The 17,349-nt window shown below is 34.5% G+C and carries 21 protein-coding genes; 13 read left to right on the plus strand and 8 right to left on the minus strand.

Annotation, left to right across the window (positions count from 1 at the left end; translation table 11 throughout):
- Positions 1–134 precede the first annotated feature (134 nt).
- The gene (locus CAO17_RS03960) at positions 135–632 is read left to right on the plus strand and encodes a spore coat protein (protein WP_085991526.1); all 498 of its coding nucleotides are present in this window, start codon (positions 135–137) and stop codon (positions 630–632) included.
- A 67-nt stretch (positions 633–699) separates the two neighbouring features.
- Here CAO17_RS03960 and CAO17_RS20940 read toward each other — a convergent pair whose 3' ends face one another.
- On the minus strand, positions 700–861 hold the full coding sequence (locus tag CAO17_RS20940; protein WP_179151883.1) for a hypothetical protein: 162 nt from the start codon (positions 859–861) through the stop codon (positions 700–702).
- Between the two features lie 361 nt (positions 862–1,222).
- Between CAO17_RS20940 and CAO17_RS03965 the strand changes: the two genes are divergently transcribed.
- Positions 1,223–2,392, plus strand: coding sequence for a DHH family phosphoesterase (locus CAO17_RS03965; RefSeq protein ID WP_085991528.1), 1,170 nt, complete (start codon positions 1,223–1,225; stop codon positions 2,390–2,392).
- A 118-nt stretch (positions 2,393–2,510) separates the two neighbouring features.
- Here the strand turns inward: CAO17_RS03965 and CAO17_RS03970 are convergent, their stop codons facing one another.
- On the minus strand, positions 2,511–2,966 hold the full coding sequence (locus tag CAO17_RS03970; RefSeq protein WP_085991529.1) for a YndM family protein: 456 nt from the start codon (positions 2,964–2,966) through the stop codon (positions 2,511–2,513).
- A 194-nt stretch (positions 2,967–3,160) separates the two neighbouring features.
- Between CAO17_RS03970 and CAO17_RS03975 the strand changes: the two genes are divergently transcribed.
- Positions 3,161–3,499 (plus strand): hypothetical protein, encoded by a 339-nt coding sequence (locus CAO17_RS03975; protein WP_085991531.1) that lies wholly within the window; start codon positions 3,161–3,163, stop codon positions 3,497–3,499.
- 18 nt (positions 3,500–3,517) lie between these two features.
- Positions 3,518–3,910, plus strand: a complete 393-nt coding sequence (locus CAO17_RS03980; RefSeq protein WP_085991533.1) for a hypothetical protein — start codon at positions 3,518–3,520, stop codon at positions 3,908–3,910.
- 110 nt (positions 3,911–4,020) lie between these two features.
- Here the strand turns inward: CAO17_RS03980 and CAO17_RS03985 are convergent, their stop codons facing one another.
- Complete coding sequence (locus CAO17_RS03985) at positions 4,021–5,040, minus strand: NAD-dependent epimerase (RefSeq protein ID WP_085991535.1); 1,020 nt, start codon at positions 5,038–5,040, stop codon at positions 4,021–4,023.
- A 272-nt stretch (positions 5,041–5,312) separates the two neighbouring features.
- On the opposite strand from CAO17_RS03985, the gene CAO17_RS03990 reads away from it, so the two are divergent.
- From CAO17_RS03990 to CAO17_RS04010, 5 genes are all read left to right on the plus strand, one after another.
- Positions 5,313–6,368, plus strand: a complete 1,056-nt coding sequence (locus tag CAO17_RS03990) for a glycosyltransferase (RefSeq protein WP_245831911.1) — start codon at positions 5,313–5,315, stop codon at positions 6,366–6,368.
- On the plus strand, positions 6,368–7,762 hold the full coding sequence (locus tag CAO17_RS03995) for a protein kinase family protein (RefSeq protein ID WP_179151884.1): 1,395 nt from the start codon (positions 6,368–6,370) through the stop codon (positions 7,760–7,762). Before CAO17_RS03990 ends, CAO17_RS03995 begins: the two co-directional genes overlap by 1 nt.
- Positions 7,763–7,895: 133 nt before the next feature.
- Complete coding sequence (galU, locus tag CAO17_RS04000; protein WP_085991537.1) at positions 7,896–8,801, plus strand: UTP--glucose-1-phosphate uridylyltransferase GalU; 906 nt, start codon at positions 7,896–7,898, stop codon at positions 8,799–8,801.
- A 1-nt stretch (position 8,802) separates the two neighbouring features.
- On the plus strand, positions 8,803–10,113 hold the full coding sequence (locus CAO17_RS04005; protein WP_085991539.1) for a UDP-glucose dehydrogenase family protein: 1,311 nt from the start codon (positions 8,803–8,805) through the stop codon (positions 10,111–10,113).
- Positions 10,114–10,332: 219 nt separating this feature from the next.
- On the plus strand, positions 10,333–11,013 hold the full coding sequence (locus CAO17_RS04010) for a DUF421 domain-containing protein (RefSeq protein WP_085991540.1): 681 nt from the start codon (positions 10,333–10,335) through the stop codon (positions 11,011–11,013).
- 80 nt (positions 11,014–11,093) lie between these two features.
- On the opposite strand, the gene CAO17_RS04015 is transcribed toward CAO17_RS04010, so the two are convergent.
- Both CAO17_RS04015 and CAO17_RS04020 read right to left on the minus strand, forming a co-directional pair.
- Entirely contained in the window at positions 11,094–11,315 is a 222-nt protein-coding gene (locus CAO17_RS04015) for a hypothetical protein (RefSeq protein WP_085991542.1), read from the minus strand.
- 129 nt (positions 11,316–11,444) lie between these two features.
- Positions 11,445–12,545 carry an MGDG synthase family glycosyltransferase gene (locus CAO17_RS04020; protein WP_085991544.1) on the minus strand — a complete coding sequence of 367 codons (1,101 nt, stop codon included), beginning with the start codon at positions 12,543–12,545 and terminating at the stop codon, positions 11,445–11,447.
- 147 nt (positions 12,546–12,692) lie between these two features.
- Between CAO17_RS04020 and CAO17_RS04025 the strand changes: the two genes are divergently transcribed.
- Both CAO17_RS04025 and CAO17_RS04030 read left to right on the plus strand, forming a co-directional pair.
- Positions 12,693–13,262 carry a YkoP family protein gene (locus tag CAO17_RS04025; RefSeq protein ID WP_342744180.1) on the plus strand — a complete coding sequence of 190 codons (570 nt, stop codon included), beginning with the start codon at positions 12,693–12,695 and terminating at the stop codon, positions 13,260–13,262.
- Positions 13,263–13,419: 157 nt separating this feature from the next.
- On the plus strand, positions 13,420–14,280 hold the full coding sequence (locus CAO17_RS04030; protein ID WP_085994401.1) for a metallophosphoesterase: 861 nt from the start codon (positions 13,420–13,422) through the stop codon (positions 14,278–14,280).
- A 155-nt stretch (positions 14,281–14,435) separates the two neighbouring features.
- On the opposite strand, the gene CAO17_RS04035 is transcribed toward CAO17_RS04030, so the two are convergent.
- The 3 genes from CAO17_RS04035 to CAO17_RS04040 form a co-directional block, all read right to left on the minus strand.
- Positions 14,436–14,729 carry a hypothetical protein gene (locus CAO17_RS04035; RefSeq protein WP_218775530.1) on the minus strand — a complete coding sequence of 98 codons (294 nt, stop codon included), beginning with the start codon at positions 14,727–14,729 and terminating at the stop codon, positions 14,436–14,438.
- A gap of 338 nt (positions 14,730–15,067) precedes the next feature.
- The gene (locus CAO17_RS20945) at positions 15,068–15,238 is read right to left on the minus strand and encodes a hypothetical protein (protein ID WP_179151885.1); all 171 of its coding nucleotides are present in this window, start codon (positions 15,236–15,238) and stop codon (positions 15,068–15,070) included.
- 12 nt (positions 15,239–15,250) lie between these two features.
- Positions 15,251–15,457: a heavy-metal-associated domain-containing protein gene (locus tag CAO17_RS04040; RefSeq protein ID WP_085991547.1), complete on the minus strand. Its 207-nt coding sequence runs from the start codon at positions 15,455–15,457 to the stop codon at positions 15,251–15,253.
- Positions 15,458–15,601: 144 nt separating this feature from the next.
- Between CAO17_RS04040 and CAO17_RS04045 the strand changes: the two genes are divergently transcribed.
- Together CAO17_RS04045 and uraA are read left to right on the plus strand one after the other, a co-directional pair.
- On the plus strand, positions 15,602–15,817 hold the full coding sequence (locus CAO17_RS04045; protein ID WP_085991548.1) for a WYL domain-containing protein: 216 nt from the start codon (positions 15,602–15,604) through the stop codon (positions 15,815–15,817).
- Positions 15,818–16,056: 239 nt separating this feature from the next.
- Positions 16,057–17,316 carry a uracil permease gene (uraA, locus tag CAO17_RS04050; RefSeq protein ID WP_085991550.1) on the plus strand — a complete coding sequence of 420 codons (1,260 nt, stop codon included), beginning with the start codon at positions 16,057–16,059 and terminating at the stop codon, positions 17,314–17,316.
- Positions 17,317–17,349 lie beyond the last annotated feature (33 nt).

Here is a 17,349-nt window from a genome sequence, read left to right on the forward strand (position 1 = left end):
GTTGGCTGCTTTCTAAAAGAAAAGCGACTATTGGATTAAATTATTTGTGTATATGCCTAATTTAGATAGGTCATGCTTCCATTTTAAAATTCCTGAATAGGTTATAAATGTCTAGGCTAAGAGGAGGAGATAAAATGGAAGCAAATACGAATCGACCAAATCATTTGGCATGGCATGAAACACTTGAAATTCATGAGTTAGTTGCATACCAATCCTTTTGTCTTATGAAAATGAAAAAATTTATTAAAGATGTAAATGATTCGGAACTTCGTAAGCTTTATGAACATACCATACGTGGGGTTGAATCAAACCTGAATGAGTTGTTGGAATTTTATGCTTTGACTCCTAGAGAGGATGTTGAGGATGCGAGAAACCTGGATATGGGATTTTTCGCTGGAGATTTATTAGCGTTTGCGAAAACGTCAGTACGAAATTATTCTATCGCCATTACGGAAACAGCAACCCCCGTGTTGCGACAAGTATTAAGTAAACAGCTACAACGAGCAATTAAAAATCATGAGATGATTTATTTCTTTATGTATAAGAAAGGATTATATCCGTCCTATGACTTAGAAAAATTACTTCAGAACGATATGAGTCTTGCCAAAAAAGCCTTAAATATGGATTACTAAGTTAGGAAAAACCTGTATTGAAAATGTTGAACACTTTTAATACAGGTTTTTTTGGGGTCTTGATTAATTACTTGTTGCGTTTGTTGTTACGATTACGATTGTTGTTATTGTTTTCATTGTTGTTATCGATATCGTTAAACTCATTTTCGTTCGCAAACTCAACATTGTTTACATTGTTGTTATTATTGTTATTGTCTTTGTTGCGATTACGATTGTTGTTTTTAGCCATTAATCGACCCTCCTATATTTAAGTATTTGATGAAATAAATTCATCCTGAAAAGGCTTTCTTTTCGAGGTGAACTTTCATCGACAAAAGTTATTTTAACCAATTTCCCAAAATTAAACCCTTAAATTTTATTAATTAATTTTTATTAATACTCCCAATTGTAAGTAATAATATAGGTTATTTAAGAAAAGAGAGAGGTTTATGTTTTGTGTTTTATTCCTCTCCGCTGCATTTAGTATAGAGTGAAGTCTCACTTTATTTTATTCTTTTGGAATTGTTTTTTCTTTGGATAATGTGTACTTAAATGGATAACCTAACCATCAAAGGATAACTTCGACACAAATTCGGGAGGTGATGGAGTCAATGTATAAATTATTATCACATAATGATTTGGATGGTGTTGGTTGTGGTATTTTAGCAAAATTAGCATTTGGTGACAGGGTGAAGGTTCGTTATAACTCGATTGGAGGATTAAATCGTGAGGTTGAATGGTTCTTAGATAATGTCAAGGACACTTTTCTATTAATTACTGATTTATCGGTAAATGAAGAAAATGAAAAACGTCTGGATGATTATTACAAACAAGGGGGAAAACTAAAGCTGATTGATCACCATAAAACAGCTTTAGACTTTAATGACTATGATTGGGGACATGTAGTTGTTGAAGATGAAGAAGGGAATGCTACTTCTGCCACATCGCTATTATATGAATATCTTATAAAACATAAATATCTTGAACAAAAGGATGCTATAACAGAGTTTGTTGAATTGGTTCGTCAGTATGATACGTGGGAATGGGAGAAGTATGAAAATGAAAAGGCTCAACGTCTTAATTCGCTATTTTTCCTCGTGTCAATGGATGAGTTTGAAGAAACTATGATAAGACGCCTTCAATCAAGTGACCATTTTTATTTTGATGAGTTTGAAGAGAAAATTCTTGATATGGAAGATGATAAAATTGACCGGTATATTCGTAGAAAACGTCGTGAGCTCGTACAAAAAAAGGTAGGAGAGCTTTATGCAGGGGTTGTTTTTGCAGAATCCTATCATTCCGAGCTTGGCAATCAGTTAGGTAAAGATTACCCTCATTTGGACTATATTGCCATATTAAATATGGGTGGAAGAAGGATGGGCTTTCGTACCATACACGAAGAAATTGATGTTTCTGAGGTAGCTGCACGCTTTGATGGTGGAGGTCATGCCAAAGCAGCTGGTTGTTCGATGAATGATACAGCATTTAATTTATTTGTAGAAGGAACCTTTCACCTGGAACCACTTCGTGAAGATGCCAGGCGTAATCGATTTAATGTGAAAGATTCTTCTTTTGGGGCTCTATATCAAAGTCGTTCCGATGATATTTTTCTTATATTTCAAGAAGAAGAACATTGGATAATTAAAAAAAATGATGAGAAAATGGAGCACAGTTTTTCAAACTTTATGAACGCAGAATTTTTTTTGAAACGCTACTATGAAGCATGGCTTGCTCGTGATGATGTATTTGTGAAATATTTAATGGATAGGGTAAAGAATTAATTATTACCAGAAAGTGAACACAGAGATAATATGGATACGTAATTTTTACAAATAAAAAGTATGAAATGAATAAAAAGAAGTGCCAAGGTTCGTATTCGATGAACCGGCACTTTTTTTTTCAATCCTTATGTTTGTTTTTCTTCTTAATATAATCTACATTCTCTTCCTCAGAAAATTCAGCTTGTAAACGAGTATTCACATAGGTGTTATCCTTTCTTTCATGGTCATTTTCTAATATCTTATTCTGCATGTAAGCATGAAATAGAGCTTCGCAAATAGCAAGGAAAAATGCTGAAGTCGCTGAAATAATAATAAGCGGGGAAGCGGTATCGATAAAGAATGCTGATAATGCCCATATGGAGGCAAATGCTAATCCAAAATCTGCAAGAGCTGCTACAAAGTTACCAAAACGAGGGAGAATCAATAAATCTCCAATCACATATGCTAATCCGGTTACAAGTAAACTAATGAGAAATATTTCTGATAATGTTGCTGTATTAAATATTGTCAAAAAAGAATAAAGGACTACTGAGGTTATCAAAAACTTGATTACTAAGGCTTTTAAATGTTTCATTGAAATTATCCTTTCTATCAAAATTATTTACTTTTAATATTCGACAATCGCCTAAAATTATTCAAAACCTCCATGTAATAAAATTCGTAGCAGTAATTGTTTTAGGACATTAGTTTATTAATGATTGAGGGATGACAAGCACCCTTTCATAATTTATCTATCCTCATAGAATGCATAAGAGGGAGGTGGAAAAGGTGCAAGAAGGAATAAATACTTTTTTACGAAAATCACTAGCAGAGTTAAATATGTACCCAGTTTTGGAACGGATGAACAAAGGAGTAAGTAAACAGAAAATTATTTCAGCATTCGAGGAAAATATGCTTTATCAAAATCCACAATATCAAAAAATGATAGAAGCTAACATGAAACAAAAGCTGAGTGCTGAGCAATGGAATCAATTGATTACGATGTACAAAAAGCAACATTTACTCCAACAACCTAAAATTAATCTAGTGTATCAATTCCTTCAGTCAATGGATCATAATACTACTTCAACAAATTCAACCACTTCCAAGTCAGGAGTCAACGAGTAAAAAGGGAGGGAGAATATTATGGCTGATAAAGAAAAAAAAGAGAAAAAGAAGTATCAGATTTCGAACAATGTAATTGACCAGCATAATGTGAGTATTTTTCAAAGTCAAAATAGCAATGGTACGAACCAAGTTGTATATGAGAATGTTTCTAGTGGGAATAACAGGGCACAAATAACAGCTTTTAATTTTACACCAGCTCCAAATACAACTATTTTAGTGATTGAAGCAAGAAATCAACCATTGATTGAGAGGGTTATCCCGGATAATGTAGCTGCTGGACAATCTGCATATGCAATCGAAGTGGAGAATTTAAAGCGTTTATCTGTTCGATGTCAAGGTAATCCATCTGGAGCAGGAACGTATCAAATCAATGTTGATATGTCCTTCTATATGAATAATTCCAATTCGTAAAATGAAATAAGTACCGCATTCATGTTTCACGCGGTACTTTTTATAAATGATTAAAGTCTATAAAATACGGGGTAATTCAATTATCAACAGTTAACAGGAATCGGGTTATTTTAAATCTTGTTATAAAACATCTTATACCATTCAACGAAATGTTTTAAACCTACTTCAATAGACGTGGTTGGAGTAAAACCTATATCCTTCTTAAGTTCGTCGATATCCGCATATGTTGTTTTAACATCACCTGGCTGCATGGGTAAATATTTCAAATTTGCTTTTCTTCCTATTAACTTTTCTAGTGTTCGTATGAAATCCATGAGGTGGACTGGTTTGTTGTTTCCAATGTTATACACCTTAAAAGACTTATTACTTGCACTTGGGGTAGGATTGCTCCAATCATAATTTGGGTTTTCTTTTGGTGGACGGTTAATCAGGCGGATAATACCCTCTACAATGTCATCGATATACGTGAAATCCCGTTTCATGTTGCCATGATTGAAAACCTTAATTTCCTTTCCTTCTATAATATCTCTAGTAAAGGAATAATATGCCATATCTGGTCTGCCCCATGGACCGTACACAGTAAAGAAACGTAAACCAGTGGTAGGGATTCCATATAGATGACTGTACGTATGGGCCATTAATTCATTCGCCTTTTTCGTTGCAGCATACAGGCTAACCGGATGGTCGACAGAATCATCAGTGGAGAAGGGGAGTTTGATATTTGCGCCATATACAGAACTGGATGAAGCATAAATAAGATGTTTTGTATTGTGGTGCCTGCATGCCTCTAGGATATTTTGAAATCCAACTAAATTGGAATCTATATAGGCCATCGGATTTTCAATACTATAACGTACTCCGGCTTGAGCGGCGAGGTTAATCACAATTGGAAAAGGTGTTTCATTAAAAACATCTAATATCTTATTATAATTAGCTATATCCAATTGAAAAAAATTGAACTTAGAGTGTTTATTTAATTGATTTAATCGTTCATACTTTAATTTCACATCATAGTAATCATTCAAATTATCGATACCAGTGATAGGATAGCCTAGTTTTAATAAACGTTCTGTTAAATGGTAGCCGATGAATCCTGCTGCACCTGTTACGAGAATATTCTGTTCCTTCATCCTTACTTTCCCCCTTTCAAATGAATAAAAGGTTCTATTATCATTAATTCAGTCCTGCCTTACTTGGTAAGGGGTATGCACCTAAGAAAAAGGAATATAGGCATGAAAAGAAAATGTAAATGCAATCTACTAAACGTTTGTCTCTAATTCATCTATTTTAGGCGATATTCTCTTCCTATTCGTCCATGCTTTCCGTAAAGATATTGCATAGAATAATGAGAAACAAATAGAAAAGTAAATGCGATTGAAAGGGGAAGATATTATTGCGAACAGTGATGCATTTAAACTTAAGAGTAGATCCAACACAATATATACCGCAAATCCGTCAAGTTCCTCGTTATGATTATATCCATCTCGTTAGGCAACCAAAATATATGATAGATATGTCACTGCAAAATGAAAAGGTTCAATATTTAAATGAAATTTTCTCTCCAAAAAAATTTATAAAACGGCATAATATTCATACGTTGCACGCTCACCATATACAGCTTGGAATGCTACTAATGCCTTTTAAAAAGAAAACCAAACTCCCGTTAATCACTAGTGTTCGTGGTAGGGATGCAACACTAGCAGACCAGCCGGTTGGCTATATGGATGGGGCAAAAAAGCTTTTTGAAGAAGGTGATTTATTTTTACCTGTATGTGAATATTTAGCCGAACGAATAGTGGATTGGGGATGCCCTCCTGAAAAAATAAAAGTGCTATATGGTGGAGTGGACTTAGAGCAATTTAGTTTCCGTCCACCCGATATCAACCGGGATACAAAAAATATCTTATCGATGGGGCGATTGGTAGATAAGAAAGGCCATGATGTGCTCATGAAGGCTTTTAAGAAAATAAAAGAGCATTTCCCAGATGCGACTCTTACCATAATAGGTAGCGGAGTGTTAGAGGATGAACTTCGAAAGTTAGCTGAGGAGTTAAATTTAGGAAAGTCCTTTCAGCTATTAAATAAAATACCAAAGGCCATTGTTCAGGAGAAAATGCAACAAGCAGATCTCTTTGTTGCCGCTAGCAAGGAAGCGGCTAATGGAGACGTTGAAGGAATTCCCAATACCGTTAAAGAAGCAATGGCAACAGGTTTACCAGTCATTTCTACTACTCATGCAGGGATTCCAGAGTTAGTTACAAACAATAAAGACGGAATATTGGTTAAGGAGGATAATGTTGATGAATTAGCAGAAGCAATAGAGTTTATGCTGTTAAACCGTCCGTTATGGGAGAGCTATGCATTAAATGGCCGTGATAAGGTAGAGCGATTCTTCAGTCAACAAAAACAGCTGGAGGAACAAGCGAGAATTTACGATGAATTGTTAGGAGGATCGTGATGAGCAAAAAGACGAAAAAAAACAAACAAAAAGATAGTAAAGACAAAAAGAAAAAAGGATTTAAAGACATAAAGAAAATTACAGTGACTAAAGGTGAAAAAACATTACTCATTGACAATCCAACAAACTACTCATTTATTGGAATGGGGGCTCAGGGGGCAGTATTTAAACTATCAGACGATAAATGTGTAAAAATATACCCGGATCCTTTAAAGGCTAAGATGGAGCAGGAAGCTTTGAAGGCAGGTAAGAATTTAGATTTTTTCCCTAAAATATATGATATGGGAGAAAATTATATTGTTATGGAATATTTTGATGGACCTAACCTCAAAGAGTATTTAAAAAACAGCACGTATCTCCCAGAATCCATCACAAAAAAATTGCTTCATATTTTAAAGGAGTTAAAGAATGAAAAATTTACAATGATTGATGCACCATTACGTCATATTTTTGTTCAAGAAAATGAAGAACTAAAAGTAATTGACCACGTTAATTCCTTCAAAAGACAACATCCTGTACCCCTTAAATTATTAAGAGACTTAAACATTATCCTTTTAAAAGATATGTTTCTAGAGCAAGTAGCTAAATTAGAACCGAAAATATCTAAAGAATGGGATAACTATTACAACAAAAATAAATTAGATTATAAGAATATTGAGGTATCTTCAGGTGGCTCTGGTAGCGCAGTAAAAGTTGATAGCGCTATTTCACAACCATTAGTTGGAAAAGGCCATCAAGGTGCGGTTTACCGAATTTCAGAAGATAAATGCGTAAAAATCTATCCAAAAGTGGACCATGCTAAAAAAGAACAAAAGGCATTGTTAGATAATCAGAATCTGTCTTTTATTCCTAAAGTTTATGATACCGATGACAATTATGTTGTTATGGAATATCTGCTAGGCCCAGACCTAAATTCATATCTGAAGAAGCAAACAGAATTATCAGAAGAAGTAACCAAAGGCTTGATTCAAATTCTAAAAGAACAGAAGAAGGCAGGTTTTAAATTAATTGATGCTCCGATACGACATGTCTTTGTTACAGCTAATGGTTTTAAGATGGTGGATCACGTTTATTCCTATACCCGTGATCAGTATCGTCCGATAGAAATGTTTCAAGATCTCCATGAAAGGAATTTCTTAGATGCATTTTTAGAACAGTTAAAAGAATTGGAGCCTAAATTGTATAAGGAATGGACAAAAGAACCAATTCCATTAGAAGAAGAGGAACAAGAAGAATTGCCGAAAAAATCTATGAAGAAAGTTAAAAAAGACTCCAAGAATAAAGATGATAAGAAGGCTAAAAAAGGAAAAAATTCTTCAAATAAACAAAAAGATAAGGAAAAGAAAAAAGGAAAATATAAAGATAAATTTTTCTCCTATGAGATTGATGAATAAAAGACTGGTTTAATAGGCTATTGATTATATCTTCATAGTCAATAGCCAATTCTAGGGGATATAGGCTTTAAACGTTACTCCTGTAGATATTTTCACATATACAGATAAGTAAGAGCTAGAAGGGGGGCATAGAATGAAAATTCGAAAGGCTATTATACCAGCAGCTGGACTTGGAACAAGATTTTTACCTGCATCAAAAGCTCAGCCCAAGGAGATGCTGCCAATAGTCGATAAACCGACCATTCAATATATTGTGGAAGAAGCAATTGCCTCAGGGATTGAAGAGATTGTAGTTATAATTGGTAGGGGAAAAGAATCGATAGAAAATCATTTTGATAAAACGTATGAGCTAGAAGATACATTACTAAGAAAAAATAAGCTAGACGTTTTAGATGAAATGGAAGAAATATCTAATCGAGTCAATATCTTTTATGTGCGGCAAAGGGAACCTAAAGGGCTTGGTGATGCGATTCTTACGGCTAAAAGCTTTGTGGGAAATGAGCCATTTGCCGTATTATTGGGGGATGACATCGTGATGTCGGAGACTCCATGCCTAAAACAGTTAATGGATGTTTTTTATTATTATAATAGTTCTGTGGTAGCTGTAAAACAGGTTCCAGATAAGGATGTTCATAAATATGGAATTATCCGTCCTAAAGGAAACAAATCTGAATCGAAGCTTTTGCAGGTTGATACTTTGATTGAGAAGCCTCCAAAGGAGACAGCTCCTTCTAACTATGCCATTATGGGGCGATATATTTTACGACCTGAAGTCTTTGCCATTTTAGAACAAATTCCATATGGTTCCGGAAATGAACTTCAATTAACTGATGCTATTAATGAACTGAACAAACATCAGGCTGTGATGGCATATGAATTTGATGGAAAACGATTTGATATTGGAGATAAAATCGGTTTTATTAAGGCAACATTGGATTTTGCACTACAAAGGGAAGATACAAGAGAAGAAATCCTTCATTATTTAAATGACGTGATTCAAAGGGAAAACTTTCCTGGATTATTGGAAGGGTTTGATTAACATGAGAATTGCAGTACTAGGTACAGGCTATGTTGGTCTATCAACCGGTCTTTGCCTAGCTGATATCGGGCACGAGGTAGTATGTATTGATGTCGATGAGGAGAAAATTGGTTTGCTTTCGAATGGTATACCAACTATTTATGAACCAGGATTGGAACCAGTCCTTAAGGAGAATATTCTAAATGGGAGACTTCGATTTACGACGTCTCATGAGGATGGATTAAAACATGCAGAAATTATTATTATAACTGTTGGAACACCACAGACTAAGAGTGGTGAAGCGGATTTAAGTTATTTAATGCAAGCAGCAGAGGATATTGCAATCCATCTTAAACACGATACGATTGTTGTAATCAAAAGTACTGTACCAGTAGGAACGAATGATAAAGTTAAAGAAATACTAGAACAGAACAAAAGACGGGATGTAACTATTTTAATGGGGTCAAATCCGGAGTTTTTAAGACAAGGATCTGCAATCAATGATACGATTTATGCTGATCGAATCGTTATTGGTACGGATAATAGGGAGGCCGCATTACAACTAGAGAATATGTACCAACCATTGAGTCTACCAATTCTGCATACAACCATAAGAAGTGCAGAGATGATTAAGTATGCATCAAATGCCTTTTTAGCTACGAAAATTAGCTTTATTAATGAAATAGCGAATCTTTGTGAAATGGTTGGAGCAGATGTGGAAGATGTTGCAAGGGGTATGGGGAAGGATAAACGGATAGGAACAGCATTTTTAAATGCTGGAATTGGATATGGCGGATCATGTTTTCCTAAGGATGTGCAGGCACTAGTTCATGTAGCAAATGAATATAATATGCGCTTTGGTTTACTAGAAGAAACAATGTCTATCAATAACCTTCAACGTGAGCGTTTAGTATGGAAAGCATTATCCCGATTGGGTCATTTACAGGATAAGAAAATAGCGATGCTTGGATTATCATTTAAACCAGAGACAGATGATATGAGGGAAGCCCCATCCATTGTATTAGCAAACGCACTTATAGAAAAAGGTGCAAAGGTATTTGCTTATGATCCGGTTGCTACAGATAATGCGAGGAAAGTGATAGGCAGTAAAATAGAATATGCTACAACTATTGAAGAAACAGTAAAAAATGCAGATGCCCTATTTATTGTAACGGAGTGGAAAGAATTTCTAGAAATGGATTTAGGAAAGGTAATCCAATATATGAATAATCCTATAATATTTGATGGTAGAAACTGCCTAAACGAAGTAGAAATAAGAAAATGTAGAGAAATAGAATATTATCCAATTGGAAAACCATGCATCATAAAATAAAAAGCGGGGTCCGCCATTTGGGAAATAGGCGGACTGTCTATTAAGAGATGAATAAGTATAAGTCCAATTTTTAACAGGGATAGCAATGGCCATACTTTTTTGAGTGTGTAGCTATTCATTCACATTCGAAAAATGTCAACTAAACATCGGTTTGGTTTATACATAGAGGTTATGGAAATAATGAAGGCATAAATGATATTTTAGATAGGAGTATCGTATATGGTTGATATCACTATAGAACTTCTTGTCGGATTTTTGCTCTTATTCATTATCGTTCGTTTAGTTGGGAAAAAGATAATAAACCAAATCTCACCATTTACTTTTATTGCTGCCATTGTATTAAGTGAAATTGTGGGGAATGCAATATATGAACCGAAGATTAATGTTTTTTATATTTTTTATGCGATGGTTCTATGGGGTGGATTACTATTTTTATTAGAATACAGTAGCCAAAAATTTATACGATTTAGAGGAATCACGGAAGGAAAGCCTTCTGCACTTATTGAGAATGGGAAGGTCAATCGAGAACAATTAAAAAAGAATAGGATGACTATTAATCAATTACAAAGTTTGCTTCGGCAAAGTGAAACTTTTTCAATACGTGAGGTTGCCTTTTGTTATCTGGAGTCAAATGGTGCTATCAGTATATTGAAGAAGTCTGCATATCAGAAAACAACGCAAGAAGACTTTAATTTGCCAGTTCAATCAGTCCATGTACCAGTGACCATTATACGAGATGGGGAGGTTCTTTGGGATGAGGTACGGGATTTGGGATATGATGAAAAATGGTTAAAAAATTTATTCGTATCTAATGGAATACAAAATATGGACTATTCACAAATATTTTTAGCCGAATGGCACCAAGTACAAGGTCTTTTTTATCAAACATATCAAGAATAGAAAAAGAATATTATGTAGAAATGGAACCCCTACCAAAATAGGGGTTCTTCATACTACTTACCTTATATTTGTTCGAGCGATTATTCAGATTGTTGTTGCTGTTGTGTTAAAAGAGCACTTTGTACTTGGCTAACTGCTGTTTGTGCTGAAGCAATTTCACTCGTTGCTTGTTTTATCGCTTCTTGAGCAAGAGCTTGGTCAGATGAAGATTTTTCAATAGCCTGTGTCAGTAATTCCTGTGTTAATGTTACATTTGCTTTTGCTTGTGTTAGTTGGTTTATATCAATTGATTGTTGTGCCATGAATAATCTCTCCTTTGTAATGGTAATCGGTAGGACAAGCATATTTTGTGCTCTTTTTCTAAAATTATTAGGTCTTTCATTCAGAATTTTTATCCTCTATTAGGATGATTAGAATTAAATTCTTCAACCTTATTTGTTGCGGGTTACCGTACTCTTTAAAATCCCTTTCATATTATTGACATTGATTTGTTGATGAAAGAAATGCATCGGCTGTCTATCTCCCATTCGTAACCATTCAAGGATCTTTTTCTCAATGGGAGGATTAAAATCATTTAAATGAAATGCAAACCTCTGTTCTATCAAATAACGTAAATTAAATTCCTCTTGTCCTGGTAATGCTTCATAAATGAGGATGGGTAGTTTCTTCCATAAGCATTCTGTTATTGTGACTCCCCCTGGTTTCGTTATGACAGCATCAACTGTATCATATAATTGATTCATTTTAGATTTAGAATCAAGGTATGGTAAAGGAATTATTGATGGATGATTTTGCTGATCCAATTTTTGAAATAATTTTTTATTTTTTCCGCATAGTACATAGTATATTAGGTCTCCCTGTGGCTTTAGGCGATGAATGAGTTTATCCATGGATCCTGCTCCCATGTTTCCACCACTAATTAGTATAGAAAATTTGTCTTTTTTGGTATCTCTTATTGGCTGGTTTCGAAAAATCGGATCGATAGGGATTCCTGTTAATACGATACGGTGTTTAGGAATTCCTTTATCCATTAGATACTGTTTTACTTCATGGCAAGGAGCAAAATGATAATCAATCTGTTCCAATCCCCAAAGGTCATTAACAAAATAATCTGTATAAACATTAATGACTGTACCGCTCCACTGTTTTTTTTCTTTTAAACGATTCAACAGGTAAGAGGGAAGAGCATGTGAACAAATAACGACATGTGGATTTTTTTCTCGGATAGCATTCCATAACTTCTTTAAAAATAACTGGTCATAAATGGAATAATGTTTCCTTTTTGTTCCTTTTACGGCAGCTATCTTATAAAGTTTGCTGTATATATTAGGCACCGTATGAATAAATTTTAGATATAAGGATGAAATCAGTTTTTCCATAGGACCGTAACAATGGGAAAGTATTTCAAGCTTTTCACAATAAAATTCCCCTGTCGTCTCATCATTCTGTTTAAGTTGTGCACTTATTGTATCTGCCACATGGTGATGGCCTGAAGGTATTTGCAATAGTGGCATAAACAAAACTCGTATCATATTTTCCTCCACTGATTTTCGTTTTTAATATTCTGTGGAGGAATTCCTAAATCATTCTAGATTTTGTTAATCCCTTCATAGTTTTTAAAAACTAATACAAAATAAGATTGTATTTACTTTGTAAGTTTATTTGTGAGGGGAACCTAGATGATTAAAAAAAATTGTCTTTTTGTTTGGAATGTTCTAGATCCGATTTATTATCAATTTACCCGTTTAAACTACATTAAAAATAACGTAGGTGAACGCACCATTATTCGTGTTAGGCTAACAAGATATAAGGGTAGAGACGCTATGTTACAGGATGGAACAGCTATTCGTAAAAATGATTTACTTTTAAAAATACATCTACATAATGTGCGATTATTAAATGAGATGCAGTCCTATAATAGTGATATTCGTAGAGCGCTGGTAACATATAAATGTGTAAAAGATGCACTACCCTCATTAGCGCACTATATCCAATCTAATGGTAATATGTGTCAGGTTAAAGGATTAGTAGGCATTACGACCCTACATAAAGGGTGTAAGACATTGGGGTTTGAAGTGTATCCTATTAAAAATAAATATTATAAATGGTTTAAGCAAATCGCTCTTTTTCCAATACATCTATTATCAAGTCGAACAATAAAAAAAGAATATCCAGCACCAATGTATTTAATGATGTCCGTAAATAACTTAATAAAAAAATATGGAAGCGAAAATAAAGATCATCTATAGTGGGTGGTCTTGTTTCCACTGTTATTTTATTATAACCGATTCATTTGGTAAAAGTAGGAGGGTATGGGAAATAACTACTGAAAAAACCATAAATTGCAACTAAAAATATGTAGGACTCTCCATTATAATGTAATAGAGGAGGGCGATTTAATTTATGATTTATTTTATACTTTTTATTATTGCCATTCTACTAAGTTTCTTTTTTTATAAAGGTTTTAATAATACTCAAATAGCTGTAATTAATACCGTAAAAATCAATCAGACAAACTCTCCAGTTAAACATTCTTCTATACGAATCCTTCATATTTCAGACATGCATTTAGAAAATATATCCATTACACCAGAACAATTGTATGAGGATTTAAAAGATCAGCAAATTGATCTAATTGCATTAACAGGCGACTTTCTCGATCGAAAAAGAACCATTCCAAAGCTTATTCCATATTTAGAGCAACTGAATCGGTTAAATCCTGTTTACGGTTCTTATGCAGTTTTTGGTAATCATGATTATGTACTACGAGAGAAAAGTCTAAAAGAGTTAAAAGATTTGTTAACCAATTATGGATATAAAACCATGCAGAACGAGCACGAGTGCATTGACGTGAATGGACAAGCAGTAAATATCATTGGTATTGATGATTTTAGTACAAATCGAAGTAATATTGATAACTCATACAAAGGAATCGAGTCTGGTTATAATCTAGTTTTAACCCATGATCCGAATATTGTTCTTCATATGGATCATGTTCATTTTGATTATTTGTTATCCGGACACTTTCATGGTGGACAAATTTACTGGCCCAAACCGTATCATCTCATTAAAATGGGTAAATTAGTTCGCATGAATATGGTGAAAGGCTTACATTATTACAAAGAACGCCCATTTTATATTAGCGAGGGACTTGGCCAAACAGGTGTAAATATCCGCATAGGAAGTAAACCAGAAATTACATTACATGAAGTGCAACTTCAAACGGTAGAAAAACAAAATGATGTTGAAAGTACTATAGCTGGATAATTTCTCTAGGTATTTTTTTAAGTTGAGAAAAACAGGGTATGAAGCTGTAATCATCTTAAAAAAAGTGGCAGTAAAGAAAAAAATAGCCTGGAATTTACTTGCCAGGCTATCTAAATTGTAATTCGCTTCAAATTTCTCTTTAGTTTAAACGGATGTTACCCTTGTTGGTTTTGGAGGTTGGTTGTAGTATTTTGATTCATTGACAATTGTTGTTGCTGACCTTGATTTTGATGATTCATCATGTTTTGGAATGACTCTGTTGCCTGTTGTAAATTTGGATTACTAAAGGTGCTTTGTACTGCATTGGTTACCTGTTGTGGTAATTTTTGGAATGTGCCATTTTGTACACCACGTGCGATACCATAAATGGCCGCACCAGCAGCACCGATTGTAAGCAAAGATGTCATCATACCGCGGTTGTTCATGAAATCATCCTTTTTTGTTGGCATTAGCTTCTACAAAAGAAGCATTATTAATTTTCGCTATATACGATTAACTATACGTATTATTGATTTCCAACTTTTAATTATTGCATTAGTGAAAACAAAAAAGAGGCCGGGGCAAAAGTGTTTATATCAATGTGAAATCCGAACATGGTCGCGCATATAATCCGCTACGGAAATACACTACGCGCACCTTAGTCCGCTGATGAGCCTACTTCGAGCTATCGCTCTTCGTAGTCTCGCCTAGGCTTTTCATCCACAGGAGATCCGTGTGTTTCATTCGCTAGTATGATGCAATGTTCGGATTTGGGCTAAACACTTTAGTTATGTCCCAGACTCTTTTTTTATGATTCATTATCGCTAGCGTCATACTCGTCATAAACAAGTCTAGTTACCATTGTTGTATTATTATTTTTGATATCTTCTTTAGTTGCTTTTTTTCCATAAGAATCTTCTGGATCTATTCCAGGTGCTTGCGCTGATTCTGGAACATGTTTCTTCCTTTTCTTATTCATGATTCCATCCTCCTAATGTATAAGATAATTTTGTTCGATTAATGCTGTAGCAATTTGTTCTTCTGTAATTATGTTTTCATCAAACTCAATTTTTAATTCACCATCGTCTGTGTCGATAAGCACCCTTTCCATCCCATCATATTCGTTTAGCAACTGTTCGATTTGCTGTATCTCTGGTTCTGTTGTTGCTTCTTTAACAAAAAAAGTAACCTCAGTCATCGTTGCTCTCCTTCAAAGTTTTTCTAAATGCCTAATTAGGGAATTATCGTTTCCATAATATTATCCCAATTTATTTAGAAAATATGTTTAAAACCTATGATGATGTGTCAAAATAAGAACAGACGTTCCTTTGGGGGTATTTCAATGGAAAGATGGCTTAAAAGATCGCTTTATAAGAAAGAAAAAATCGATATCATTTATCTATCAAAATCAAATGAACTGACCAAAAGAACGATTCGCGTTATTCAATTTAATGAGGATCGTATTTTAGCATATTGTTATTTAAAAGAACGTTTAAGGTTATTTAGTGTCGAAAATATTTTAGCTGTGGAACTAACACGGAATCATTATGGCGCTTAAAAAGTGTCGGTTTTTGTCAAAAAATACTTGACTATTGGTATATTCATCTGTAATAATAAGTATAGTTTATAGAACCTTTAAATCAGTCCTGTGAGGCTGGCAAGGGTGTGCGGAAAATTTTGTCTATCATACGCAAAATAGGCTTATGCTTGATTTTGCTGTGTACAAATGTGTATGCACCTTGCCAGGACGCCAGGCAAGGTGCATTTTTTATATTTTATTAATAGGGAGAGAATAGAATGTCACAACGTGAAATACAAGTTGATGAACGTTTACCAATTTTACAAAGCTTGCCATTAAGCTTTCAGCATTTATTTGCGATGTTCGGTTCAACCGTACTTGTACCCATAATATTTGGAGTAGATCCAGCTACCATTTTATTGATGAATGGTATTGGAACGATTATATATATATTTATCACAAAAGGAAAAATTCCAGCTTACTTAGGTTCTAGCTTTGCATTTATTTCTCCAGTAACTGCTGTTTTAACAATTGGTGGTGGTTATGGAGCAGCATTAGGTGGTTTTTTCGTTGTTGGACTAGTTCTTACCATAGTCGGTTTACTAGTGAAATTTGTCGGAACATCATGGATTGATGTTATATTTCCTCCGGCGGCAATGGGGGCAATTGTTGCTGTGATCGGATTGGAATTAGTGCCTACAGCTGCGGAAATGGCTGGCCTAGTACGCCCAGCAGATGTACCAATTGATACAACGGCCATTACAGTCTCTATGTTAACATTAGCCTCAACGATCATTTACTGGGTAACCATGAGAGGTTTTTTAAAAATTATTCCTATTCTTTTAGGGATTGTAACAGGATATATTATTGCCACAATCTTTGGAATCGTTGATTATACAGCTGTTAAAGAAGCAGCGTGGATTCAGATGCCAACTTTTTACGCAATCGAATTTAACTTGTCGGATATCTTAATCATATTACCTGCAGCACTAGTACTAATACCTGAACATATTGGCCATTTAGTTGTCACGGGGGATATTGTTAAAAAGGATTTAGTAAAGGAACCAGGACTTGATCGTTCATTATTTGGTAATGGTATTTCAACGATGATTTCCAGTTTCCTAGGTTCTACACCAAACACGACATATGGGGAAAATATTGGTGTGCTAGCAATAACAAGAGTATATTCTACTTGGATTATCGGTGGAGCGGCATTGGTTGCCATGGTCCTATCCTTCTGTGGAAAACTAGCGGCATTGATTCAATCCATTCCAACTCCAGTAATGGGGGGAATCTCCTTATTACTATTCGGAATTATTGCGGTAAGTGGTTTACGTATGCTGGTAGAAAAAAATGTAGATTATAACAATTCCCAAAATCTAATTTTAACTTGTGTTGTATTAGGAATTGGTATTAGCGGTGCTTCTATCACACTTGGAGAAGTTGCTTTATCCGGAATGGGTCTAGCAACCATTGTAGCTATCCTATTAAGCCTGTTCTTTAAACTCTTAGACGTACTAAAATTATCAAATGAATAATACTTACTAGGGAGTACCTAGTATTTTGTCTAA

Source organism: Oceanobacillus senegalensis (assembly GCF_900176885.1).
Taxonomy (GTDB): Bacteria; Bacillota; Bacilli; order Bacillales; family Amphibacillaceae; genus Oceanobacillus; species Oceanobacillus senegalensis.